The 23847-nt window shown below is 54.7% G+C and carries 18 protein-coding genes; 6 read left to right on the forward strand and 12 right to left on the reverse strand.

What is annotated here, in order from left to right; genetic code table 11:
- Positions 1–135 precede the first annotated feature (135 nt).
- The 5 genes from DOQ08_RS05685 to DOQ08_RS05705 are packed head-to-tail and all read right to left on the reverse strand — an operon-like array spanning position 136 to position 6853.
- Complete coding sequence (locus tag DOQ08_RS05685; protein ID WP_114333954.1) at positions 136–1125, reverse strand: hypothetical protein; 990 nt, start codon at positions 1123–1125, stop codon at positions 136–138.
- Complete coding sequence (locus tag DOQ08_RS05690) at positions 1112–1717, reverse strand: condensin complex protein MksE (protein ID WP_114333955.1); 606 nt, start codon at positions 1715–1717, stop codon at positions 1112–1114. The genes DOQ08_RS05685 and DOQ08_RS05690 overlap by 14 nt, the downstream gene beginning before the upstream one ends.
- Complete coding sequence (locus tag DOQ08_RS05695) at positions 1710–3146, reverse strand: hypothetical protein (protein WP_114333956.1); 1437 nt, start codon at positions 3144–3146, stop codon at positions 1710–1712. Before DOQ08_RS05695 ends, DOQ08_RS05690 begins: the two co-directional genes overlap by 8 nt.
- Positions 3139–6078 (reverse strand): coiled-coil domain-containing protein, encoded by a 2940-nt coding sequence (locus DOQ08_RS05700; protein ID WP_114333957.1) that lies wholly within the window; start codon positions 6076–6078, stop codon positions 3139–3141. The genes DOQ08_RS05695 and DOQ08_RS05700 overlap by 8 nt, the downstream gene beginning before the upstream one ends.
- A complete protein-coding gene (locus tag DOQ08_RS05705; protein WP_114334698.1) occupies positions 6071–6853 on the reverse strand; it encodes a hypothetical protein in 783 nt (260 codons plus the stop codon). Before DOQ08_RS05705 ends, DOQ08_RS05700 begins: the two co-directional genes overlap by 8 nt.
- A 107-nt stretch (positions 6854–6960) precedes the next feature.
- On the opposite strand from DOQ08_RS05705, the gene DOQ08_RS05710 reads away from it, so the two are divergent.
- Positions 6961–7608 carry an MBL fold metallo-hydrolase gene (locus tag DOQ08_RS05710; RefSeq protein ID WP_114333958.1) on the forward strand — a complete coding sequence of 216 codons (648 nt, stop codon included), beginning with the start codon at positions 6961–6963 and terminating at the stop codon, positions 7606–7608.
- Between the two features lie 16 nt (positions 7609–7624).
- Here DOQ08_RS05710 and DOQ08_RS05715 read toward each other — a convergent pair whose 3' ends face one another.
- Entirely contained in the window at positions 7625–9238 is a 1614-nt protein-coding gene (locus DOQ08_RS05715; RefSeq protein WP_114333959.1) for a methyl-accepting chemotaxis protein, read from the reverse strand.
- A gap of 249 nt (positions 9239–9487) precedes the next feature.
- On the opposite strand from DOQ08_RS05715, the gene DOQ08_RS05720 reads away from it, so the two are divergent.
- Entirely contained in the window at positions 9488–10150 is a 663-nt protein-coding gene (locus DOQ08_RS05720; protein WP_114333960.1) for a hypothetical protein, read from the forward strand.
- A 34-nt stretch (positions 10151–10184) separates the two neighbouring features.
- Here the strand turns inward: DOQ08_RS05720 and DOQ08_RS05725 are convergent, their stop codons facing one another.
- Positions 10185–10808 carry an L-threonylcarbamoyladenylate synthase gene (locus DOQ08_RS05725; protein ID WP_114333961.1) on the reverse strand — a complete coding sequence of 208 codons (624 nt, stop codon included), beginning with the start codon at positions 10806–10808 and terminating at the stop codon, positions 10185–10187.
- Positions 10805–11161, reverse strand: coding sequence for a BolA family protein (locus DOQ08_RS05730; RefSeq protein WP_114333962.1), 357 nt, complete (start codon positions 11159–11161; stop codon positions 10805–10807). The genes DOQ08_RS05725 and DOQ08_RS05730 overlap by 4 nt, the downstream gene beginning before the upstream one ends.
- Positions 11162–11281: 120 nt before the next feature.
- Here DOQ08_RS05730 and DOQ08_RS05735 point away from each other — a divergent pair, with 120 nt between their 5' ends.
- The 4 genes from DOQ08_RS05735 (at position 11282) to DOQ08_RS05750 (ending at position 17839) form a co-directional block, all read left to right on the forward strand.
- Complete coding sequence (locus tag DOQ08_RS05735; protein ID WP_114333963.1) at positions 11282–13453, forward strand: DNA topoisomerase III; 2172 nt, start codon at positions 11282–11284, stop codon at positions 13451–13453.
- A gap of 105 nt (positions 13454–13558) precedes the next feature.
- A complete protein-coding gene (locus tag DOQ08_RS05740; protein WP_114333964.1) occupies positions 13559–14287 on the forward strand; it encodes a response regulator transcription factor in 729 nt (242 codons plus the stop codon).
- Entirely contained in the window at positions 14280–15923 is a 1644-nt protein-coding gene (locus DOQ08_RS05745; protein WP_227537524.1) for a FecR domain-containing protein, read from the forward strand. The genes DOQ08_RS05740 and DOQ08_RS05745 overlap by 8 nt, the downstream gene beginning before the upstream one ends.
- A 32-nt stretch (positions 15924–15955) precedes the next feature.
- Positions 15956–17839: a PAS domain-containing sensor histidine kinase gene (locus DOQ08_RS05750; RefSeq protein WP_114333965.1), complete on the forward strand. Its 1884-nt coding sequence runs from the start codon at positions 15956–15958 to the stop codon at positions 17837–17839.
- 16 nt (positions 17840–17855) lie between these two features.
- Here the strand turns inward: DOQ08_RS05750 and DOQ08_RS16045 are convergent, their stop codons facing one another.
- From DOQ08_RS16045 to DOQ08_RS05770, 4 genes are all read right to left on the reverse strand, one after another.
- A complete protein-coding gene (locus DOQ08_RS16045) occupies positions 17856–18365 on the reverse strand; it encodes a fibronectin type III domain-containing protein (protein ID WP_227537525.1) in 510 nt (169 codons plus the stop codon).
- Between the two features lie 136 nt (positions 18366–18501).
- Positions 18502–19971: a succinylglutamate-semialdehyde dehydrogenase gene (gene astD, locus DOQ08_RS05760; RefSeq protein ID WP_114333966.1), complete on the reverse strand. Its 1470-nt coding sequence runs from the start codon at positions 19969–19971 to the stop codon at positions 18502–18504.
- A 115-nt stretch (positions 19972–20086) separates the two neighbouring features.
- Positions 20087–22717 carry an AAA family ATPase gene (locus DOQ08_RS05765; RefSeq protein WP_114333967.1) on the reverse strand — a complete coding sequence of 877 codons (2631 nt, stop codon included), beginning with the start codon at positions 22715–22717 and terminating at the stop codon, positions 20087–20089.
- Positions 22714–23835, reverse strand: a complete 1122-nt coding sequence (locus DOQ08_RS05770; RefSeq protein ID WP_114333968.1) for a metallophosphoesterase family protein — start codon at positions 23833–23835, stop codon at positions 22714–22716. Before DOQ08_RS05770 ends, DOQ08_RS05765 begins: the two co-directional genes overlap by 4 nt.
- Between the last annotated feature and the right edge of the window lie 12 nt (positions 23836–23847).

The raw sequence follows: 23847 nt of genomic DNA on the forward strand, positions 1-23847 counted from the left end.
GCTAAACCAAACCAAGCCCTAGGTAACGAATCCGAAGCACCAATAATGCCAAGAACGAAAACTCGGATAAAAACAACGTGTTAAAAATCCAAACACAAATTCGCTGACAGAAAGTGTAAAAAAAACTAACAGAGCTTAAAGCGTTGCGATAATGATACGAGCTTTGCGCAGTAAGGATCGAAGAACAATAAAAAGCGGCAAAAAGACGAGAAACCAGCCCGGAATTTGCACCATCCACGCCGGCACACCCAACACCGCTGCCGCTCCGGCGAACAGGTCGTTGAGTATGGCGGGGTGTTTTACCGTCACATACGCCAGTGCGATCAAGGCAGGCCATTTTGCGTTGCTGACCATCGCCGATGCTACTTGGCCAGCACGAGCCAGTCTGGCGGAATAGCTGGCTGTTCGTGTGGTTACAGAAGCCGATCGCGCTGTGTTCGCCGCTAACCTGCCCGCTTTGAGAAATTTCACTGCGCTACCAATGATCACCGCGTCTACCGCCGCCCAGCCCAAATCGCTGGCGCGGATCTCCTGATCGGTGCGGTATCGGGTTTCCAGCGTGCGAATGCCACTGGTGAAGAACTGGGCAATCCCTTCGGTGATTCGCTCGGTCCAGATCCATTCAATGGCGCCATCCGGTGCCACGCGAAACTGACCGGTGAAATCATCACCCTCTTGGTTGGCAAAGTTCACGGCGTACCAAGCTCTCTGCTCAGGGCTCAACGCGCCCTCGCCACCGGTAATGCGGTTTAATACTTCAATGCTGGTTACGGGGTTTTTATAGAAGTGGATAACCGGTGGAATAAGGCTCTCGCCCTGCGTTCTGAGTGCCTGCCTGAATTCTGGTTCCTCACCAAAAAGCCCAAGCAGCAAGGTCGTGTGTTCGGGGTACACATGCATGGCGGAGAGTGTTTTTAGCCACAACAAGGAATCGGTTTGGTAATCCAGCAGCAGCGCCTGAATGGCCAAGGGCTGCTCTAGTAATTCGGGATGCTGCCCAAACTGATCATGGGCAGAAATGGTGATCAGCCGTTCCTCAACCATCATGGGCTTAGCAAAGGCTGCAATCACGGCGGCAACCAGCAACGCCAGTGCCGCAGGCCAAAGAAGCCTATGCCTGCTCATATTCCCTGACCAGCTCTTCCAGAAAGTGCATCCCGGCCGAGCTCAAAAAGTATCGGTTCGCTCCACTGCGGAACATCAAATTACGTTTGCCCAAATAGTCCAGAGCGTCCGGTAAGCCTTTCTCGAATCGAGCCGCTCGCAGAATTTCCAGATATTCCTCATCCGCGCCCATCGCCTCCAGATCCTGCTCACCGAGCCCCGCATCCGGGCGCGCCAGATACTCAAGATCACGGCCACTTCGAGCAAAATAACGACCTATCAAAAGAAGAACCACCTGTACCCGGAAGGCGTTTTCATCGTGCTCTTCGGTTTCATCGTCGCTGCTTTCTTTCAGGAAAAAGAAAGAGCCTTCATCGTTAAAAACCAGCTCGCAACCCAAGTGCTCGTAGAAGGTCCTGAAATGGGACAGGTGGTTGTACAGCAGGTTGTACAAAGGGTTCGCCACCAGTTCGGAGCGGTTGTTGTCCCACAGTTCCCGAACAATGACACGGCCCGCCTGAAACTCCCGGTACAAAGCAGCACTGTGCGACGGCAGAACTTCATCGAAGCTGCTGGTGGGTTGATCCTGCTGTGGGCTGTTCAGGTCAGTCATGGTTTTTCTCTGCTTGTAATTCCAATCGGCGCTTACGGTACACAAACTGTTCAGGGGGAGGCTCTGCAGTATCCGTTGCTTCTTGCGATGTTTCCAGTGCGCGGAAACGGTTGGTGGTGACCACCTGAAAGCCGTCCGGCGGAGTGTTCACCATACGATTAAGGGCCGCCAGCAAGTCCGGGAACCGGTACCCCGGAATAAACCCATCTAACCGGCCATGAAGCTCCCGCACTAAATCGTTGGTTGGTCGAAGCTCCAGCGTTTCCAGCCATTGATAAAGCTGGTTGATGCGCTGCACATCCACTCGAGCCGCGCGGCCACTGCCCTCCACCTCTTGCAGCTCCGGCACTTCTGCCTTGCGGCGCAAATCCGCCAGGCGTAAATCCAGCTCACTGAATAGCAACTGGTAATAGCTGGGCGAATTGCCAAAGGCATGATGTTTCGGGCGCTGCTGCGCCCTTAGCCCCACCAGAAAGCCGGTGCTCCGGGCAAAATCGCCGCCTTCCAGCCACTTCCGGCGCAAGCTCAAGGTTTCGGTTTCACCCTTGAGTTCACGCAGTTTGCCGTAGAAATGCTCCATGGCGTTGTACTGCACCATGCCCCGGCGCGTTTTGCGCAGGAAATGCTCCACCTCGTGCGCCACGGCTTGAATCGGTTTATAGAGCGCATTGAGGCTGAGCGATGATCGAAACAGCTGATCCGCCAGACTGTGATCGCCGTGGGTTTCCAACAAGCGAACCATGGCTTCCAGAGTTTCAAACAAGTTGCTGCCGTCGGGCAGTCGTGTATCAGGATTCAGAAACACCAACGTGGGCTTAATGTGGCGTTCATACAGGGTAACGATCTGCTCCAGCAGGTTCTGCCGGAACTCCAGAAACTTCTCCGGTGCCCGGCTGGCATCACCGGACAACTCCGCAAATTGAGCGCTGATGGTTTGCATGCGCAGAACATTCTGACGTAACAGGCCGATCAGCTGACTGACTCGCTCGTTCAGGTCATCCCGCAGTTCGGTAAAATCCGGGTCGGCTTCACTAAAGCTGCTGGTTTCCAGCCGATTTCGAACGTCCCGCAAGGTCACCAAATGGCCTCGCAGGCGTGCGTCGGTCAACTCCTGATACAGAGAGGCGTTGCAGGCGCGCATCAGGTTAATTAGCGCATCCTGAAACACCAACCGACGTTCGCCTTCGGCTTTGATGATGTCGATCACCAAGCCCGATCGAAACAGGTTGTCGGTGTTCATCGCCAGCCGCACCCGATCCCGATCTGCACCGGACAGGCTGCGGGTGTACTCCATCACCTCGGCAACCAGGTCACTTTCACGAACGTAACGGGCTTCGTGCCGGTCCATGCGTTCAATCAACCGAAACAGAATCTTCGGGTGATCAAACAACAGCCGGGTAGTATCCAGCGTGCTGAAACGCTTACTCATCCGCCAGCTCCAACAGGCTGTTCTGGGTATGATCCGCCCAATGGCTGACTGGCTCACCGCTGGTGAAGCCTTCAGCTCCGCCCCAGAACACCAACGTTCGTTGCGGGCTATAGGGGCGCGAGGTACGCATCTGCCCTACTTCTAAATGGCGACCAATCAGATAAATCACTTCAGCACTGGCACTGTGGGTGGCCGCAGAGAACAGGTTAAAGCCCTGCTGGCTGAGCCGATCAAGCAGCCCCGGCATCTGGCTGACATCCACGCTGGCCAACTCATCCAGCACCATCGGGAACGAAAGTTGCACACCCGGGTACAACACTCGCTTGAGCAGCCGGTACACCAGTTCCAGATTGATGAGCGCAGTCGTGGACGTGGACTGTCCCTTCTTATCCAGGCTGGTGGCATTTTCTTTACGGGTTCGATAAGAAATACCTGTGATCACCTTATCCATCGTCAGGCGCTTACTGCCTTGTTCACCGAAGAAGTCCGCCACGAACACCCGCAGCCGGTCATAAAATGCCTCGGACTGAAGCTGATTGCCGTAAGGGTCGATGTTGTTGGCTTCTTCCACCAGATTGCGGAACTTCGGGTCGGTGTGAATATCCACCCGAATTTCCACCAGATCGTTAATCTGCACGCCTTCCAGCTCCCGGTTAAGCTGGGCTTCGAAACGGCTGATAAATTCGTGGTTGGAGGTCAGCGCCTGCACGTAGCTGGCCACGGTTTCATTGTGAACCGAAATCTGCTCGTTCAGCACGCGCCAGCGCTCAGTTAGCGCGGCAAACAGGTCAGACAATCCTTTAAAGGTGTCGCGGATAACCGCCGAGGATGGGCTATCTTTTTGCAGTTCACCGGCGGTATCTTCATACACACCCAGATACACGAACTGGCGCAAGTGATCGAGAATATTCCGGCGCAGAGTGTCCAGCTCATCCAGCTGGTTTTGCAGGTCATCAAAGGCAGCCACGGACACCTTTTCCACCGCTAATGGCTGCTCAGCCTGAACCGCTTTCAGGTGCTGGAACCGGTGCTCTGCCGTGCCCACGCTACGGCTCAGTTGCGCCAGTTCCCGCTCCCGCTCCTCAATGCGTTCTTTCTCGGCGCGGGCTGTCGTGGCCTTTTGCTGAACCGCATCAAGCTTCTCCTGCTCCAGCCCAGCTTGCTCGTTCAGCTTAGCCAGCGTTTCTTCCGCAGCTTTGCGCTCTTCGGTCGCGTCCCGAAGGGTGGTTTCTGCGGCTGGGTAACGAGCCAGGGTTTCCAGATCTTTTTCGATGGCCCGAATTTCTTTTTCCGTGCGTTCAATCAGCTTAGGTCGATCTTGTTCGTTGCCCGTGGTGTCGGCCAATTCAGAACGCTCTTTCTCCAAGCCATTCAACTCACCTTCCAAACGCCGGCGCTGTTCCGCATAGTCTTCCTGCCGAGCCGGCTGCCCCGGGTATTCGATATCAAACCAGTCGTAACCTTTGCCGTTGGGTGCAAACAAGTTGGCAAAGGCTTCGATGGTGGATTTACTTGCCGCATCCAGCGTTTGCCCAGGGCTTGCCATCATCAGCTTCGGGTCCACGGCACGCAGGGGTGCCGCGACAGACTCATCCAGCTGGTTTTGTAATTGCCACTGCTGTTTGCTTTCCCGCTCAGCCAACGCTGCCAGTTTGCTTTCCAGATTACGTTTCTGGGCATCCATCTGAGCGAGGCGGATTTCTGCTTGGGCCGCACTCTTCAGCGCGTTTAGATGGCCCTGTTTGTTTTCCCGGTCTTCTTTCAGAACCTCTTCGATTTCCTGCAGCGTCATGGTGCCGTATTGGGCAATCAGCAACTCGCCATTTTGCTTGTCCTGCTCGGCACGGTTGAGGTTTCGCTCGGCCGCACGGACTTCCCCTTTGAGGCTATTGGTTTCCTGCTCCAGCTTTTTCAGGGTTTGCACAACGTGCTTCAGGATTTCGTTCTGCTCGTTATAGGCTTCGGCCGCGGTTCGCCGCTGCGCGCCTACTTGCTCCAATGCAGCGGTGAGCCCCTCCCGGAAGGCGGCAAAGTCATGCTGGCTTCGCAGCAGGGTCTGATATTTTTGATAATCCCCGTTCAGCTTTTCAAAGCGAGATCGCTCTTTTTCAATCCGATTGAGCTGATTTTGTTGCTGTTTAAGGTGTTCGTGATGATTCAGAAATTCATCAATATTGAAGTCAAAGGCATCGTCCGAAAACTTCTTGTCAGCCTCGACAATACTGGCCACCGCGTTGGCCATGGCGCGATCATCCGCCTTCATTTCAAACAGCAGCAGAATCAGTGTGCGCAGCGATTGCACCTTACGTTCATCTGACTCACCCAAAGGCAGAACGGAGTAGCGAACGGCGCCCGCGTTCATCAGCTCGCTGCTATAGAGCATCGACTTTAGGCGGACTGGATCATTCACGAACCGAGTGTCTTTGGACAGCTTTTTCAGAGATTCGGACAGCCGACTGAAAGACAATTCCGGGACCGCCTGGCCAATGCCGTCTGGGTCATCGCCATTCCAGAAAAGTGGTCGTAGCTGCTCATAAGGCACCGGCACAAACGCGCGGCCATAACTCAGCTGGCTGCTGTTATCCCGGTACAAAATCTGGCAATGGGTACCTGCGGGGTTCTCAGCTTCCATGATCAGAAAACTGAACTTGCCGGGGAAATAGTGTTGATAGCTTTCTTCGTTGCTGTAGAAACTACCGGCGCTGGCATTACGGAACGCAAACTTCTTCCGGCTGTTCTTGAAGTTGTTTTCAGGCAACAGGAACAACCGTAAAGAATTCAACAGACTGGACTTACCCAAGTTCCCCGGCCCCAAAATCAGGCCGTGATGAGTCACGGGAATCTCCACATAACAGAAGCCGGCCGAATCCACCAACACCAAGCGGCGTACACCAAAGTTGAACGCGCTAGGGCTCGCCTGTGAATCAGTCATCCAGAATCATCTCCTGTTCCATAAATTTACCCGTGCTGCGAAATGCCCGAGCCAAACCAATAAACCCCAGATCTTCCGCCAGCGAGACGGCTTTTGTAAACCGTTCGGTGGTTTTAGGCAGCATTCGGAAACGGCTCAGCCAAGGCTTCCACGCTGACGGTTGGACAAAGCACGCTTTGTCGCCCAGCACACGATCCATGGTAGTGAACATCTGCAAGCCACCCATATCGTAGTCAAAGGCGCAATATACCTTTCGATACCCAGCCAACCATTGCAGGCTAGAAGGCTGAGTAATCCGGTTACCTCCACCCAACACGACATCACAGTTGGCCAGCGTTAATGGAATACCCAGTACCTCGCTGGAAAATTCGAGCATGCGCCGGTAACGATAGAAGTTTTCCTCATTTTCGATCACCAATACATTGGTGGCTGACACGAAACCCATATCCACGTCGCCGCCGACAACGACGACTGTATCTGGCCGAGGGCCGGGTTGCCTCTGATGATACGCAAGCACAAAGCTCACTGCCGTTACATGGCAGTGAGAGTCGCCCTGTTTGGCCGCTTCCAAGCGATTGACAGGCGCCTCTGCAGTCTCAACTAGTTTAGAAAAAGCTGCATCATCGATCACCGTCACTAACCACCGGTTCACCGAAACCTTCCGAGTCTCGAAGAGGTCCCGGTGCACCCGACGCGCTCGTTCAGGTAGCTTTTTCAGGAGCGCGGGGTAGTTAACCGGCTCGCCTCTCCGTATCTTGTCCAGATAAGTCTTCAAGTTTGCACCTACTATCGAAGTTAACGCAGCCACGGCTTCAACTTGAAAACTCGAGCCAGCGGCCAAATACCATTACCATAGCGTCAAAATACAAATTGAGGCCGATTATGTCCCTTAAGTACCGCATTGTGCCGGTAACGCCGTTCGAACAAAACTGCACGTTGATCTGGTGCGAAGACACCATGAAAGCCGCCGTGGTTGATCCCGGCGGGGATCTTGACCGTATTCAGGCAGCAATTGAAGAAGAAGGCGTGGCCGTTGAAAAGATCCTGCTAACCCATGCTCATATTGATCATGCCGGCGGCACGGCCGAGTTAGCCAAGATCGCCGACATTCCCATTGTGGGGCCTCAGAAAGAAGATAATTTCTGGATTCAAGGGCTGCCCATGCAAGCCCAGATGTTCGGGTTCGCAACGCCGGAAGTGTTCACGCCTGACCGTTGGCTGGAGGATGGCGACACGGCCACCGTTGGCAACCATACATTAGAAGTTCTGCACTGCCCCGGCCATACCCCGGGTCATGTCGTATTCTACCACCGGAATTCTGAACTGGCGCTGGTCGGAGACGTGCTGTTTAACGGATCCATTGGCCGAACCGACTTCCCGAAAGGCGATCACGGCACGTTAATCCGTTCTATCCGCGAAAAGCTTTTCCCGCTGGGCGACCGTGTGAGCTTCATCTCGGGCCACGGCCCCATGTCCACATTTGGCCACGAAAAAGCCACGAATCCGTTCGTCTCTGATCACCGGGGTTAATACCCCGGCCAGATTATTACCGGGACAAACGGAATTGTTCTACGGTTTTGCGCAGGGTTTCCGCCATGTTCAGCAGATCCCCGGCTATGCGGGCGGTGTCCTGCGCATCGCTGGAGGTTTGCTCGGCTGAACGGCTGATTTCGATGACGTTCTGATTGATCGACTCAGAGACAGAGCTTTGCTCGTACGAAGCGTTTTCCATCTGCTCGTTCAAGCCGGTGATTTCTCGCACCGCAGCGGCAATGCTTTGCAACTCACTTTCGACTGTAAGAATGGCGTCTACCTGGTTCTGCGCCAGTTCTGAGGCATGGCGCATCGTGCCCACGCAATCCACAACTTCCTGTTTCAGACCATCAATGGTTTTGCGAATGTCTTCCGTGGCATCCTGAGTACGAGAGGCCAGAGCCCGTACCTCATCTGCCACCACAGAAAAGCCTCGCCCCTGCTCCCCCGCTCGAGCCGCCTCAATCGCTGCGTTTAGAGCGAGAAGGTTGGTCTGATCGGCAATTTCAGAAATCAGCTCCAAGCGTGATGCCATTTCGCTAGTGCGCTGATCAAGCTGCTCAATACGCCCGGCTCCGTTCTGCACTTCAGCGTTCAGCCGTTCAATGCCCTGGACAGCGGCACGAGCCAATTGCTCCCCCGCCTCCGCAGAACCGGCAGTATCCGCAGACTTGCGCGCCGTATCGGCGGCATTTTCGCGTACCTGAACAGCAGAAGCCGCCATCTCAGTAGTCGCACTGGCAACTTGATCGGTGTTGTCTTTCTGAGCAAGCACTTCATGCTCAGTGGTTTCTGCTTTGGCAGATATGGAGCGTGCCGCAGCCTCCACTTCCGCCGCATTTTCCATGACCGTGTGCATGCTCTCGCGAATCTTAGTCATCATTCGATTGAAAGCCCGCGAGACGGAGCCAATTTCATCATTCCGGGCCACGTCCAGCTCAACCGACAAATCGGAGTTGCGGGAAATTTCATCCATGCTGTCGTGCAAACGACGTAAACGCGAAAAGACTAACCGCCCCAACACCAATGCCGTCAGAATGAAGATCGCCAACAAAATAACGATCTGTACCCCACCGCCTAAGAGCAGCTGTTTCTGAAGCCGGGCATCACTTTTAGCCAGAGAGTAATCAACCCGAATGGCGCCCAGCACATCCCCTTCCTGGCTTTGGTGGCAGCTATGGCAGTTCACACCTTGGTAATCTGATCGAGCGATCACCGGTTCAACCAGCGTATACACCCGGCCATTTTCGTTACTGGAGAACTGTTCCACACGTTCCCCGGCCAGCGCTCGCTTATCCAGCGCTTCTCGCCGACGCTCCGAAGAACTACCCGCACCAAACATGGCATTTAACTGGTCGCTTCGAATCACACGAACATCCAGCACATCTTCAGCTGCTATCGCTTTATCACGCAGCATATCGCGATTACTGATGGTGCCCGTGAGCATCATGGTGTTGAGGCCATCAAAATACGATTTCGCCAAACCATCAACGTATTTTTGAGTGTACTCTTCCAAGTGCGCCCTTTGAGATTGCGCGCTGAAAATCACAGTAAAAACCAATATCAACGAAAACGCTGTTGCCAGCGCGGCCAGCAAAAGAATACGGATGGAATAAGGCTTTTTCATGATTCTCCGGCGGAGCGTTATTGATAAGAGGCTAAGAGATATGACGGCAAGCTGACCCATAACTTTATAGTGATGATTCGGCTTTTCAGTGACCTAGATCATTCCTTCCCTTAATTCGTTAGCCACCGTGCAAAGTTTTACATTTCAACGCCCCCACAACGAGCTGGCACGATAACTGCTGAACCCTTTACTAGGACTGCATAGCAACAGAATTCCGGCAGATTATTGCCGCTCAGGAGGAAACCCGCCATGTCTTTGCTGACATCTCTCATTCAAGCCAGCACTCGCTTTCAGCAAGCCATGGACACCCGTCAAACACCTTCGGGCAAGCCCGATGACGGAGTGACCAATGAACCCAAAAAGCTGGAAGCGGCGGGTAGTCCGGGCGGAGACCGCTTCACCCCATCGGAGCAAACGGCACAAGATCCTGCAGACGTGAAGGTTCAAAAAATCCCGTTGCATCAATATAAGCAAACGGTGGCGCAGGACCTTTCGTACATCAGAGACACGCTGCGGCACAAACTTGCCGAGTACAACTTACACCCCGCTACCGCCCTGAACGTAAGCAAAGGCGAAGATGGAAAAACGCTTGTCGAAGGAAAGGTTCCCGATGAGATCCGGGGCAAAATAGAACTAGACCTGAATAATAATCGGGACTTCGCAGATGCGTTCAATCGTCTGAGCGTCAGCGAGCCAACGTTGCATTTTATGGATAACGCTCTGAAGCTGAATCAGGCTTATGGCGTTCGCAACTCTCTGTTAAGCGCGCTGGTGAGTGAAAACCAGCAATTTAACGGCCTGCAGGACGTACTTCATCGCTACGATAGCCTTCGCCGAAACACCAGCGCCACTCAAGCCATGGCGACGGGCGACTCACAGCGCTATGCCTTTAATTTGAACGCCCGGGCCTGATCCCAAGCCGGGCGCTCAAACACACCGCTAAAAGTTACCCCTGAAACGGTGCCGGGTCACCTTTACCGACCCGAGTCACCTCAGGCACATCGCCGGTAAAGTTCACCACAGTTGTGGCTTCCATACCGCAGAACCCGCCATCGATGATCAGATCCAACTCCTTCTCCAACGCGTCTCGGATATCCTCGGGATCGGTCATGGGCTCGGTTTCATCCGGCAACATCAGCGTGCTGCTCATGATGGGCTCACCCAGCTCACCCAGCAATTCCCGCACAATGGCGTTGTCGGGCACACGAACACCAATGGTACGGCGCTTGGGGTGCAACAAACGGCGAGGCACTTCACTGGTGGCATCCAAAATGAAGGTATAAGCCCCTGGGGTGAAGGTTTTCAGGAGTCGATATTGGGTGTTATCGACTTTGGCGTACACGCCGATGTCAGAGAGATCACGGCACACCAAGGTGAAGTTGTGTTTGTCGTCCAACTTGCGAATGCGCTTGATTCGGTCAGCAGCTTGCTTGTCGCCCAGATGGCACCCCAGCGCATAGCCAGAGTCGGTCGGGTACGCAATCACGCCACCGCTACGGATGATATCCACTGCCTGCTTGATCAAACGCTTTTGTGGGTTCTCAGGATGAATCTGAAAAAACTGGCTCATGAATTAACTCCCTGTTTCAACTTAGCGGCCATTGAGGCATCCCCCTTGGAACCGCCCATGCAATTTGGCGAATCGGGTGCTGCCTGCCCGTTTTTCGCCCACTCCTCTGGCGTATACAAGTGCAGCGCCAAGGCATGTACCGACCCGGCAAGCTCTTCGGCCAGCACTTTATAAATCAACTGGTGACGCTTCACTTTCATAACCCCGTTAAACGCGCCGGAAACCAGGGTTACCTTAAAGTGCGTTTCGGAATTCGGCGGCACCGAATGCATATGGCTCTCGTTTTCCACCATCAGGTGCTGCGCTTCGAATGCGTTAGCAAGCTTGGCTTCAATGGTATTCTGAACTTGCATAGTCACTTACCCTCCAATCTATATAACCCCAGTCTACTACACAAAGCGTGGTAGCTCAGAGCCTTGACACCAAGGAGCGAAAGGGCCACATTCCGGTGCCATTTATAGAACCCGAATACCATGCACCTGTATATAGCTGAAAAACCCAGTTTGGCACGCGCCATTGCCGCCGCCCTGCCCGGTCCCTACCAAAAAGGCCAGGGTTGGATTCGTTGTGGCGAAGGGCATAGCGCGGTCACCGTCAGTTGGTGCATTGGGCATTTACTGGAACCTGCGGAACCCGCCAGTTACAACCCGGCCTGGAAGCGGTGGCGCCTCGAAGATTTACCGATGTTTCCGGATCAATGGCAATTGATCCCGAAAGACAGCGTTAAACAACAGTTCAAGGTTCTTGAATCGCTCATTAGAAAGGCCGAGCTGATTACCCATGCTGGCGATCCGGACCGGGAAGGTCAGTTGCTGGTGGATGAAGTCATTCGCTTTGTCGGCTCTAAAGCCCCCGTCAAACGGGTTTTGATTAACGACCTCACCCCCAATGCGGTTGCCCGGGCGATTTCGAGCCCGAAAGAGAACAGCGAATTCCGAAGCTTGTCCCACTCGGCCCTAGCCCGTCAGAGAGCGGATTGGCTATACGGTATCAACCTCACCCGGTTTTATACGCTCACGTACCAACAACAAGGTGAGCAAGGTGTCTATTCGGTTGGCCGTGTACAAACACCGGTTCTGGGCTTGGTGGTCGAACGGGACAATGCCATCGAACACTTCGAACCCAAACCCTGGTTTCGCATCGAAGGCGTGTTCCAGGCGGCGGAGGAAGAAGCGGACCAGCGCCCGTTTACCGCCCGCTGGCTCCCCGGTGATCAATTCCAGGATCACTTGGATGAAGAAGGCCGCCTGCTCAACCGCGACATCGCGAACGAGGTTGCAAATACGGTGCACGGCCGGCCCGGGCGAATAATTGAATCCCGCTTCCGTGACCGGCCAGAGCCACCGCCCCTGCCGCTGTCGCTCTCGGCACTGCAAATTGAAGCCGGCCGACTGTTCCGGATGGGCGCAAAAGACGTGCTGGATACCGCCCAGAACCTTTACGAACGCCATCAACTCATTACGTATCCGCGATCGGATTCACGCTACTTGCCGGAAGAGCATTTCAATCAACGCGAGCAAGTCATCCGAGCTATTGGGCGGGCTGCGCCCGATCTGGCGCCCCATACCGAACAACTGGACAGCAGCCGACGATCGGCCGCCTGGAATGATAAGAAAGTCGATGCTCACCACGCGATCATTCCCACTGTACGGCCCTCCGCGAGCGGCAAGCTTAACGCGGCAGAGCAGAAAATCTATGGCCTGATCAGCCGCTACTACCTGATGCAATTCTGCCAAGACGCAGTGCATCGGGAAGGCCGGCTCACCGTTCAAGTGCAAGAACACAAATTCCGCGCCACGGAAACCGCAGTGCTCAGCCCCGGCTGGAAAACGCTCGAGCTGAAGCTCAAAGAGAAGAACGGTGAACCTCAGAAGGCTCCATTGCCCCGACTCGAGCATGACGATCCGACCATCTGCAGCCAGGCCGAGGTGAAGGAACGGAAAACCCAACCACCTCAGCACTTCACAGACGCCACGCTGCTCTCCGCAATGACCAACATTGCGCGTTTTGTGGCCGATGCAGAACTTCGTAAAACATTGAGAGAAACCGACGGACTCGGCACCGAAGCAACCCGAGCGGCAATCATCGATACCCTATTCAGGCGTGATTATCTGCTGCGGGAAAAGCGGTTTATTCGGGCCACCGACAAAGGCAAAGCATTAATTGCCGCCCTACCGGATTCAGCACGCACGCCGGACCGAACCGCAGTGTGGGAAGCCACGCTGGAAGGCATTCGCCGCGGTGAAGACGACCCCAGAGCTTTCCTTGAGTCCCTGAAAAACGAAATACGGGGTTTCATTGAACAACTGGACACTCCCAAAGGCCTGCCCCACGGCGAAGCCAGCATTCATTGCCCGAAATGCCGAACGCCGATGGTGCAACGTGAGGGTAAATTCGGGCCATTCTACGCCTGCACCCGTTACCCCAAATGCACGGGTACGCGCCCTATGGAAGACAGCCAACCTCAGGACGGCACCAGCCAGAAACCGGTGCCTTGCCCGCACTGTTTTTCGCCATTGGTACGCCGCCAAAGCAAAAAAGGCTGGTTCTGGGGCTGCAGTAATTTCCCTGCCTGCCGACAAACAGTTAATGACGACAATGGAAAGCCCGCTTTAGTGTTACGGAATAGTACATATCGTCACTGAAACACTGCATTTTTTCTGGGATAATTGTCGTTGCTGCAGAGTTCACCATTTCTTCATTCTGCAAAAAGTGACCCGCACCAAGTATCACCACAGAGGCCAAGCTCAATGCGCATTGCTCTGCTTGAAGATGAATTTGAACAAGCGCAAAACATTCAAGCAATACTGTCTGACAAAGGGCACGAATGCGATAGCTTTGCTACCGGTCAATCCTTCCTAAGCGCCGTATTACACCGCAGCTACGACCTGATCATTTTGGATTGGCAGATACCGGACATGACGGGCATCGACGTGTTGAAAAGTGTGCGCACCCACCTCGACTGGGCCATTCCGGCGATTTTCCTGACCCAGCACGATAGCGAAAGCGATATTGTTTGTGCGCTCGATGCCGGTGCAGACGATTTCTTGGCAAAGCCAGCACGCGCCGCAGAACTGATCGCTCGACTGAACGCTCTGGCTCGCCGCAGCAACCCCGAAAGCGAGAAAGAGTTGCTGGTTTTCGGCCCTTTTGAAGTCGATATGAATCAGCGCAGCATTCGACTGCACGGCGAACTCCTGAGCCTGACCGACAAAGATTTCGACCTGACACTGTTCCTTTTCCAAAATCAGGGCCGCCTGCTCACGCGAGACGTTCTTCTGGAACGTGTCTGGGGCGTGGCACGAGACATCAACACTCGCACCGTCGACACCCACATTAGCCGACTCCGCCGCCGGCTGGGGCTTAATCCGGACAATGGCTTTCGGATTAAAACCATCTATCAGCGGGGTTATCGCCTGGAAGCCGTTCAACCAACCGTAACAACGGCGCCTGCAAGTGACCTTACATCCCATGCCTGAGCAGATCAGACCTACTGTGCGCAACATCCCGATCTATTTGATCGCACTTGTGATGACCCTCGTGCCTGGCCTCGCCGCGGCCGGATGGTCAGTTGCTCAGGGTTCAGCGCCTGCGTCTTCCTATTCTGCCGAATCAACGCCGGAATGGATCTATACACTCCAAAAGAATGACTCGTTGGCCAGCATTTCCGAGTCGTTGCTGCAAAACGCCAACGACGGCCACCGGCTGCTTGCCCACAACGGATTGCCCAGCAACACGAGCCTCAAGGCGGGGCAATCACTCCGTATTCCGATTGCCTGGCTAAAACGTCAACCCGAGCGTGCCCGGGTATCGTCCGTCAGCGGCAACGTTCAGCACATCTCGGGGGCTGATGGTCGTAAGACCGCGTTGACCAAACAGTCTTTGATTCGAGTCGGTGACGAGCTTTTGTTGGGTGCAGGTTCTGCCACCCTCACTCTGGCCGACGGCTCTGAATTACGGGTTTCGCCTAACTCTCGGCTAATGTTCAACCGTCTGACCCAGTACGGCAAAACCGGCATGGTTGACACCCGGCTTCGGCTTCACAAAGGTGAAGTGCATTCCCGTGTGAAACCCCTTCGTGAAAGCGGCTCCCGGTTCGAGATCACAACGCCATCTGCAATAGCAGCCGTGCGTGGCACCTCGTTTACTCTGCAGGCCAATGCCAACGGCAGCAGCATCCAAGTGCAGCAGGGAGCTGTTGATTTTGGTCGCCCCGGCAAATCACAACGAATTCCCGCAGGTTATGGCGCAAGTGTTGCCACGACCGGCTCAGAACGTCTCCGTATCCGGCAGCTACCACCTGCCCCCGAGATCAACCCGGTTGAACAGGTGGTCAGCCAGTTACCGCTGGAGCTGTCATGGAAAACAACGCCCGCGTCCGCTCATCGAATAGACATCTTTGAAACGTCATCAGGTGGATGGGTACAAAGCCGTAGTGTCAGCAGCAGTCAATTCCCGATCGACCAACTCGACAACGGCCAATATGAAATCCATGTCGCCGCTCTTGATCGTCGGGGCATTGCCGGATTACCTTCGGTTATTCCTATCGAAGTGGAGCTGCAGGCCAAGACGCCTAACCTGCTCAGTCCTGCGCACGATACCAGTGTCGATGATGACATGCCGGAGTTTCGTTGGCAGCTGAACGGCTCAAACGAAGTGGCTCGTGTCGAGATTTCACAAGACGAAACGTTCGAGAACCTGGTTAGCACCAGTGAATGGGCTCCGGAAAGTCGAGCGCTTCCCTCGCGGGCTCTAAGCCCCGGCACCTATTTCTGGCGGGTAACAACCGAAGCGGGCGGAACATCATTCGCAGCCTCCGAGGCCCGAAAACTCACCGTGAACGGCAGCCTGCCACCGGTTCGGATTATCAACATCAACTATCTGGACAGTCAGGTCCGGGTATTTTGGGAGCAGGCAGATTCTGCCCAAAAATATCGATTGCAGCTTTCTGAAGAGCCAAGCTTCCAGAACATTATCAAAGAAGCCGACGTACCAGACACCGCAGCCTCTTTGCGCCTGATTCCCGGACGCCGGTATTTTGTACGCGTGAAAGCGGTCTCACAGGGGCCGATAGCCAGCCGCTGGGGCCCCGGCCGCGAGCTGTATCTCGACTAATCACCGAATGAACATGCAATAGCACGAGACCCATGACCAAGGACTGGCTTACCATAAAAAACGCGCCGTGGGCTTTGGGCCTTCTGTTGTTCCTGAGTTTGTTTCTATCTCAGGGCAGCGGGTTACCCGATCGTCTCGAGCAATGGCTTTACGATCTCACAATCAGCACATGGCCAGCACTGGTAAACGATCAGGTTGCAGTGCTCGCTATTGGGGAGTGGGCCAGCATCACCCTCAGCGTTCTGGTGCTGGTCGTTCTGGCTATTCTGCTCCCGCGGCTCACGCCCACTTATACGTTGATTGCCTGTGTGGCGATGTGTAGCTTCATGGTCGCAGGCTATCTCCTGCTGCTGTTTTATCTGCGTATTCAGCTACCCATTATCAACACCTTGCTGTTGATACTCGTTGCGGTCCCCATCGCGACCGGATACCGGCTTGCCATGACCAATCGCTTTTTGAACCAACAATTGGACGATATGGCGAGCACGCCTCACCTGTCACTGCCGCAACCGGCAAAACGGCAACCCGCTCAATTACTGGAACATTTCCAAGCGTTTCTTGAGCCCGAAGGTTGGTTGCTGTGCGAAAACGGTGAACTGCTTCAGATTCATGGCATGACCATGGCGCAAGCCCCCCATTTACCCGAAGCTGGCCAGTGGGTTCATCAGCTGAATCAAAGCTGGCTAAAGCTCGAACGGGGTAGCTCGACTTATGTGCTAGGACTGACCTTGAAAAACGATCTGAGCCGTGAGGTGACCCAACAATATTTACGCCGCCTCGAGCTGGAAACAGATACAACCGCCGCTACCGTCCAGTATTCCGCTCAGGCGTTCTCGCCTCGTTTGGAGAAAGTGCAACTGGCAAACAAACGGCTTGGCCAGATGCAGTCTTTTATTCAACACAGTTTCGAGCATATGCCAGACGGTATCATCGTGACCGATGAACTGGCCGTGATCCGGTTTGCCAACCGCCATATTGAAAATTGGTTTCGTGAACCGATGCCAAGCCTCAGCGGCATGCCTTTGATCAAATTGCTTCAGGGCCACGACCCGCAGGAAAATCCGCCTTGGCACGAAATCGTCTCGGAAACCCTGACACTGAGCGAAAGCCGGACGGTAAATCTAAAGGTGCACGGCAAAGACTTCATCCTGCATTTGGCGCCCGTAACTCTGCCGGGAGACGGGCAATCGGGCATCATTGCCAATCTCTCTGATATTTCCGAACTCCGGGAACAACAACGTCAGCATAGACAAGTAATCGATTTCATATCCCACGATGTGCGTTCGCCGTTAGTGTCTCAACTCGCGTTGATTGAACAGTTAAAGCGGGAACCGTCGAACATCAATGAATACCAGATTGAACAGCTGGGCAAACTGGCACGGCGTAGCTATTCACTGGCGGAAGAGTTTGTAAACCTCGCCCGCGCAGAACAACTGTCCGAAACCCGGTTTTACGATTGTGACCTGTTGGCGATTGTCGAAAATGCGCGGGACAGCGTCAGCGAACAAGCCTACGAGAAACGCATTCGCTTGGAATTGAATGACACCGAAGATCTTTGGTTACAGGGAAATGCAGAGTTGCTGGAGCGGGCCGTGATTAACCTGCTGACCAATGCCATTCAATACAGTGCACCGGATACGACGATTACCATCCAGGTGTACCAGGCGGGCCACATTGCCGGGCTTGCCATTGCAGACGAAGGCTCAGGGATTGATGAAAGCGAACTGCCCTATCTATTCGACCGCTACCACCGCCTGCGCCACAACGAAATTGCAGGCAACCATGGCACAGGGCTGGGCTTAGCGTTCGTGAAAACCGTCGTAGAAAAACATAAAGGAAAGATTTACGTGGATTCAAGGCTGGGTGAAGGCACCACCTTCACCCTTAAGCTTCCGATTGCCGACCCGATGGGGTAACGGGGCAACCCGAGCCTTACGACTGGATCGTTTTACTGACAGGTTCTGAAGGCTCGCTGATCAGGCCTTGCTTGTCCTGAACCTGAATCGTGAAATACCAAGTGCCGGTATCAAGATTCTCTACGGTATGAGACATCTCCGGGTATGATTCGGCCTCTTCCAGAACGACCTCTTCAGTGAGATCGTCAATACTCTGGCCGTAGCGGATCACGTATTTATCCAGCTCACCCATGGCAATACCTTCGCCATTCACCCGGGTAGACGGTGCCGACCAACTCAACACCGCCGAGCCCGACACTGACACTTCTGCAGAATCTGGCTCTGCCCCTGTTTCCGTCTCTGCATTTGCCGATTCATCCGAGCTCGAAGACGAGCCTTTACCCGTTTCGGTGGCCGATTCGCTATTGGACGCTGAGGCTGACTTATCGGACTCACCTGAACCACCGCCACCACAACCCGTTAACAACAATCCCAAAGCAAACGCGGCAATCCATACCTTTGACACATTAATGACGCGTTTCACCATTGTTTTGCACCAGCTTTCCGTCGATTTTGTAAAATTCTATAAAATCGACAGAACAGCTAATACATGGAAACGTCGGTCTTTTTGTTATTAATTCGTCAACTTTTCGCCCTATCGGTTACACAAACCGGCAATTCGTTCAGTTCAGTTTCAAACCCGGTGCTAATGTATCTGGCAGTAACAGATTAGCGGCCTCCATACCGGCGACGGGGTATGAACAATAGTCAGCTGCGTACCAAGCGCTTGCCCTATGATTTCCGCTGGCCCCCACGCCTCCAAAAGGAGCCGCACTTGAAGCACCGGTGAGCTGCTTATTCCAGTTCACAATACCGGCACGGATTCGCTGATAGAAATACTCAAAGCGCTCTTCGCTGTCGCTGAACAAGCCGGCCGACAACCCGAAACGGGTGTCGTTTGCTCTCTGTATAGCCTCATCGAAATCACCGTAACGGATGACTTGCAGTAACGGCCCGAAGACTTCTTCGTCTTCAATGTCTGCGACCGGGGTGACATCAATGAGCGCTGGCGACATCAAGCCGGTTCCAGCTTGAAGCTTTCGACCTTGAACCAAGGCCAAGGCCCCACGTTTCAGTAACTGCTCCTGAGCGGCCAAAACACCCTCCGCAGCCGCCTCAGAAATCACGCTTCCCATGAATGGAGCAGGGTCATCAAAGGCACCCCCTACCTGGATCGCTTCCACCGCTTTCGTCAGCGCATCCAAAAAGCCATCACCCCAAGCACCTTCCGGTACAAGCAGGCGCCTCGCACAAGTGCAGCGCTGCCCAGAAGTAATGTAAGCAGACTGAATGGTTTCATAGACGGCAGCCTGCACATCGGCCGGCTCATCCACAATAAGCGGATTGTTGCCCCCCATTTCCAGCGCCAGAATCTTCCCGGGGTTGCCGGCAAATTGCTTGTGCAGTATCTCTCCGGTGGCGGAACTGCCCGTGAAAAACAAACCGTCAATATCGCGATGGTTCGCCAGCGCGATACCGGTTTCTTTAGCACCTTGTACGAGGTTTAACACCCCTGATGGCAAGCCGGCTTCCAACCACAGCTCCACCATTTTCCCGGCTACGGCGGGAGTTAACTCACTAGGTTTGAACACAACGGTATTGCCGGCAATCAGCGCAGGCACTATGTGTCCATTCGGTAAATGGCCCGGGAAATTGTAGGGCCCAAACACGGCCACCACGCCATGGGGTTTGTGGCGCAACACCGCCCGCGCGCCCGCTACCTCACTGCTGCGCTGGCCCGTGCGTTCGCCATAGGCCTTTACGGAAATGTCAATTTTTCCGATCATTGCCCCGACTTCCGTTCGAGCCTCCCAAAGCGGTTTACCCGTTTCCGTGGCGATGCAGGTGGCAAACGCCTCTTTCTGGCCACCCAGCAATTCGGCAAATCTACGGGCAATGTTCACTCTCTGGTCAAACCCCAGCTTCACCCATTCGGCACTGGCTTTTCTTGCGGCCGCCACAGCCGCCGAAACCTGGGCGTCATCGGCCGCATTTCCCTGCCAAAACAGCTCACCGGTCGCTGGGTTCAGCGACGAAAACACCTCTCCCTGACCTTGAAACCATTCGCCGTCAATCATTACCGGAAGCGTCATTTGAAACTCCTTGCTATTATAAGGGAAAGGGATAGCAGGCCGTGCTGCGCATAAAGTAAGCGTAGCAGGCCATAGGCTCTAAAGCCTTGAGCAAATAGAAGGGGGTGCCGGTGAATCAGGCCTTTAGCGCCTGAATATCCACCGGCGGCACACCGAGATCTTGCCACTTCTCAGGGTGGCAAGTGAACAGGAGTATCTGGTGCCGTGTCGCTGCATCAAACAGAATGCGCTTCATGTCGTCCAACCGTTCTTCATCACTGTGGACCAATGTGTCATCCAGTATAACCAAAGTCGGGCGGCCCGCTTCTCGCAGCAAATCGGCGTAAGCCAAACGGCTAATTAAACCCATCTGCTCGCGCGCCCCAAAGCTTAACTCTGTGACTTGGCCAAGCTCAGCGCCTCGTGTAAACGTTCCGGGACGAAGATGCTCATCCACCTCCAGAGTAGCGTGGGGGAACAAGACCGACAAATAATGATCCAGATGCCTTTGAAGCGGCGCTTGCAGCCTCCGCGTCAAGGCTTGCCGCTTTTCAGTCAGCAGAGTCAAAAGAAGCTCCAGCGCTTGTGCACGGCGGTGCAGCTCTTGATAGCGGCGGTTGCAGCGCTCCAGTTCTGCCTCCTGCTCATTGAGCTGCTCGTCCAGACCTTCCGCTCCCCAAGCTTCTAACCGGACTTTGATATCCCTAAGCTCTCGCCCACGATCCTCTTGGGTTTGACGAAGGTTTCTGATGGTACTTTGATAACGTTCGATGTCCTGCTTTAAGAGATCCGGACGCGCTTCAAGGATTTCCCGGGAACGGGCTTCCAGTCTTTCTTCCAGCGCCTTGGTTTTCTGCTCTATCGCAACCAGTTCTTCCGCAATTTGTTTAAGCTGCTGCTGGCGCTCAGGACTTTGCTCTTGATCGACCAGCCGCTGCCACTCTGCTTTGGCTGTGTCTCTGGTCTGCTGAACGGCCATCAGTGCAGTCCGATGCTTTTGATCGTCCGATTCTGCAGCCGTTAATGCCGACGCAGTTTGCTCAAACGCGGCTTCGGCTGTGGCCAGATCAGGCACGTCAATAGATGTGTCCGAATTCGGGGTCGTGGCCAGCTTTTCCGTAGCGTTTTCCAGCTCCCGCTTTGCTTCACGCTGCTCTACAACCAAAGGGTCAATACCCGCAGGAGCAACCGATTTTAATAACTCTTGTGCGTGCTGCTGCGCTCGCTCGGCCTTTTCAAAATCAGATAACCGATTCTCGGCTGATGTCACAGAATCCACACCCAGCGAGGCTCTTAGCTCGGACACCGTTTGCTGTAAGGTCGCGAGTTTACGTCGGGTACTGGCCAACGATTCACCGCCCGGAGTAATGCCAAGTGTACCGACTCCCGGGATCACCACCCTGGACTCGTCCAACAACTGCTGCTCACCTCGATTTTGTAGGGCGTCGTCGTTAAGAGTGATAGAGCGTTCTGGCTCCAAGTTCCAACTAAATCGTGTGGCTATGGCGCTTGAGCGGATCGTCGCTTCATTCAATTGATGCTCCGCGACTTTCAGGCGTTTCACCTCTGCCGCATCGATCCGGTTCTCACGAGCCTGCTGACGCGCGTTCTCAACCTGCTGCTGATATTCCCCGGCCTTGGCAAGGTTCTGACTCAGCTGTTGGGCACGCTGTTCCAAACGCTTTACGTCCTGCTCCAATCGAGATCGGGCCTCCCGCAACCTCGCTTGTTTCATCCGCTGCTCAGCCGATTCGTAAGCCTCTCTGGCCGCTCGTAAGCGTTCCGTCGTAGCTGGCGATTGCAATTCCAACCGCTGGAGATCAGCCTCTGCTTTGTCCAGATCCAGTTTTCGGGCCGCCAGTTGCCGACTAAGGTTTTCCTGATATTCTTTGTTTTGCTCAAGCAAGCGCCGACTCTGTTGCAGCTGATCGAGCGTCGCTTTCTCTTGGGCCTGCACCTGCTCTAACTGCAGGACTTGCTGAAATCGCGCTTGGGCTTCGTCCAGCAGCCGCTGCGCGTCTTCCCAGGGGCGCTCGACTTCTGTGCGTTCATACTCCCGTGTCAGCTTGCCTAAACGGTCTACCTGCTCCTGATACCTCAGGATGCGCTCCTTCAGTTCACCAATCGTTTGCTCAAAGGCCAGACGGTCCTTGTCCAGTTGCAAGTATTCACCGCGCGGCTTTCCAGTACCGGTCAGAATGTGATTTCGCTGGGCACGAACGGCTTCGATAACCTCATCACCTCCCGAGCTGGCCACCTCGCCCACGAGCGAGTTCAGGGCTGATTTCAGGTGATCCCCGGCATGTTCGACGGATTGTTCCAGATCCTGCCCTGTTCCCTGTTCAACCCAGAGCAAACCCGGAATACCCCAGTGCTCGGCTTTACTGGCACCACGCTTGGGATATTGATAACCCAGCAATTCAGCCAGCTTTTCTTCCGCCTCGTCTTCACTGAAGCTGCTAGTACCGATGGTGAGGTCACACCGTTTGCGCTGCAGGAAGCTTTTGGTCAGCCGCCAGAGCTCGCCTTGGTTTTCAAACTCCAGCGCCACGGTCGGCGCGGCGGCAGAATCTCCCCACGGGCGCAGATCATCCACCGCGGTTGAGCGATAACGTTCAAAAAAAGCGGCACGGATTGCCCTGACTAGGGTACTTTTGCCAGACTCATTCGGGCCGTGTATCAGGTTTAAACCCGGCTGCAGGTTGCCTAGAACAAAAGGGTTCCGGAACTGGCGCAGCTGCTCGATGCGCAGGCTCTGAAGTATCATTGGCCACCCTCCTGCGCTCGTCCTTTGAGCAAGCTCGCGAGAATCGCCAAGGCATCCCGTGCTTCCTCACTCTGTTGCTCCTGTTGGCGCTGGCGAAGCTCACCGATCACTTCACCGACGTAACCATCCGCATGCAATTCGGAGAGATCATCTTCTGTGGGCTCAAGCTGAAGCTTACTGCGGTCGCATTGAATGCTGCGGAATCGAGCCTCTGCAACTGACAGGGCTTCTAATAGCCGTTCTTCACCGGCTAAGGTGACTGCACCTTCAAGACGAAGGTCCACTACCGAGGCATCCGGCAAGGCTTCCAGCCGGTCAAGAAGTTCTTCAAGGTCAGACTTCACCGCCAACGTTTCCCGCCATTGATGCCATTGGTAACGGCCGGTAACGACCTGGGTTACGGAAGGAGTGGCGCCGGGGCCTGTAATCTCGACGATGAGCGCATTGCCCGCATCGTTATTACGAAACCGTTCGGCTTCATGAGTACCACTGTACCAAGTACGCTCGTTGACTTGTTTGGTGCCGTGCCAGTCCCCTAGCGCGAGATAGTCCAAGCGGCTGACTTCCGCACGATCAAGTGCAATCGGATTCGTAGCATCAATATCATCGGACAACAGCCCTTGAACACTGCCATGGGCCAGCCCGATTCGAAGCAGGTCATCCGGGGTTTCGTAATGCGAGAAGGGTTCAGTCAGGTCGCCGTAGGTATGGCGTTGCGTCAAGGGCGCGCAAAGTACTGCCAGCCCCTGAGCCTCGAGGGGAACAACACCGGGTTGCAGCGCCAGATGCACGTTATCTGGCACGGCACCCAATCGCAGCGCCCGGGTCCACACACTTTCCGCCAGTGCGGCATCGTGGTTACCGGGTAGCATCACCCAAGGGCCTTCAAAGCCTTTGGTGGCGTTAAACACACGGCGAATGGTGCGGTCCGAAACGGTTTGGGCATCGAACACATCTCCGGCGACCAACACTGCATCGCACTGATGCTCGTTGGCCAACTCGGCCAGCTTTTCAATGCCCGCGAAGCGGGCTTCTACCAACGCTGCGCCGTCTTCGATGTCAAACCGGCTGTAGGAACGCCCCATTTGCCAGTCCGCTGTGTGCAAAAATCTCGGCATACCACCTTCCTT

Origin of the sequence: Marinobacter litoralis (genome assembly GCF_003336705.1) — a bacterium.
Lineage (GTDB): Bacteria > Pseudomonadota > Gammaproteobacteria > Pseudomonadales > Oleiphilaceae > Marinobacter > Marinobacter litoralis.

Bases quoted from the DNA above. Each gene is read 5' to 3' on its own strand.
- DOQ08_RS05770 (WP_114333968.1), bottom strand. From the start codon at position 23,835: ATGCCGAGATTTTTGCACACAGCGGACTGGCAAATGGGGCGTTCCTAC.
- DOQ08_RS05710 (WP_114333958.1), top strand. From the start codon at position 6,961: ATGTCCCTTAAGTACCGCATTGTGCCGGTAACGCCGTTCGAACAAAAC.
- DOQ08_RS05690 (WP_114333955.1), bottom strand. From the start codon at position 1,717: ATGACTGACCTGAACAGCCCACAGCAGGATCAACCCACCAGCAGCTTC.
- DOQ08_RS05735 (WP_114333963.1), top strand. From the start codon at position 11,282: ATGCACCTGTATATAGCTGAAAAACCCAGTTTGGCACGCGCCATTGCC.
- astD (WP_114333966.1), bottom strand. From the start codon at position 19,971: ATGACGCTTCCGGTAATGATTGACGGCGAATGGTTTCAAGGTCAGGGA.
- DOQ08_RS05765 (WP_114333967.1), bottom strand. From the start codon at position 22,717: ATGATACTTCAGAGCCTGCGCATCGAGCAGCTGCGCCAGTTCCGGAAC.
- DOQ08_RS16045 (WP_227537525.1), bottom strand. From the start codon at position 18,365: ATGGTGAAACGCGTCATTAATGTGTCAAAGGTATGGATTGCCGCGTTT.
- DOQ08_RS05745 (WP_227537524.1), top strand. From the start codon at position 14,280: ATGCCTGAGCAGATCAGACCTACTGTGCGCAACATCCCGATCTATTTG.
- DOQ08_RS05750 (WP_114333965.1), top strand. From the start codon at position 15,956: ATGACCAAGGACTGGCTTACCATAAAAAACGCGCCGTGGGCTTTGGGC.
- DOQ08_RS05695 (WP_114333956.1), bottom strand. From the start codon at position 3,146: ATGAGTAAGCGTTTCAGCACGCTGGATACTACCCGGCTGTTGTTTGAT.
- DOQ08_RS05720 (WP_114333960.1), top strand. From the start codon at position 9,488: ATGTCTTTGCTGACATCTCTCATTCAAGCCAGCACTCGCTTTCAGCAA.
- DOQ08_RS05730 (WP_114333962.1), bottom strand. From the start codon at position 11,161: ATGCAAGTTCAGAATACCATTGAAGCCAAGCTTGCTAACGCATTCGAA.
- DOQ08_RS05700 (WP_114333957.1), bottom strand. From the start codon at position 6,078: ATGACTGATTCACAGGCGAGCCCTAGCGCGTTCAACTTTGGTGTACGC.
- DOQ08_RS05740 (WP_114333964.1), top strand. From the start codon at position 13,559: ATGCGCATTGCTCTGCTTGAAGATGAATTTGAACAAGCGCAAAACATT.
- DOQ08_RS05725 (WP_114333961.1), bottom strand. From the start codon at position 10,808: ATGAGCCAGTTTTTTCAGATTCATCCTGAGAACCCACAAAAGCGTTTG.
- DOQ08_RS05685 (WP_114333954.1), bottom strand. From the start codon at position 1,125: ATGAGCAGGCATAGGCTTCTTTGGCCTGCGGCACTGGCGTTGCTGGTT.
- DOQ08_RS05715 (WP_114333959.1), bottom strand. From the start codon at position 9,238: ATGAAAAAGCCTTATTCCATCCGTATTCTTTTGCTGGCCGCGCTGGCA.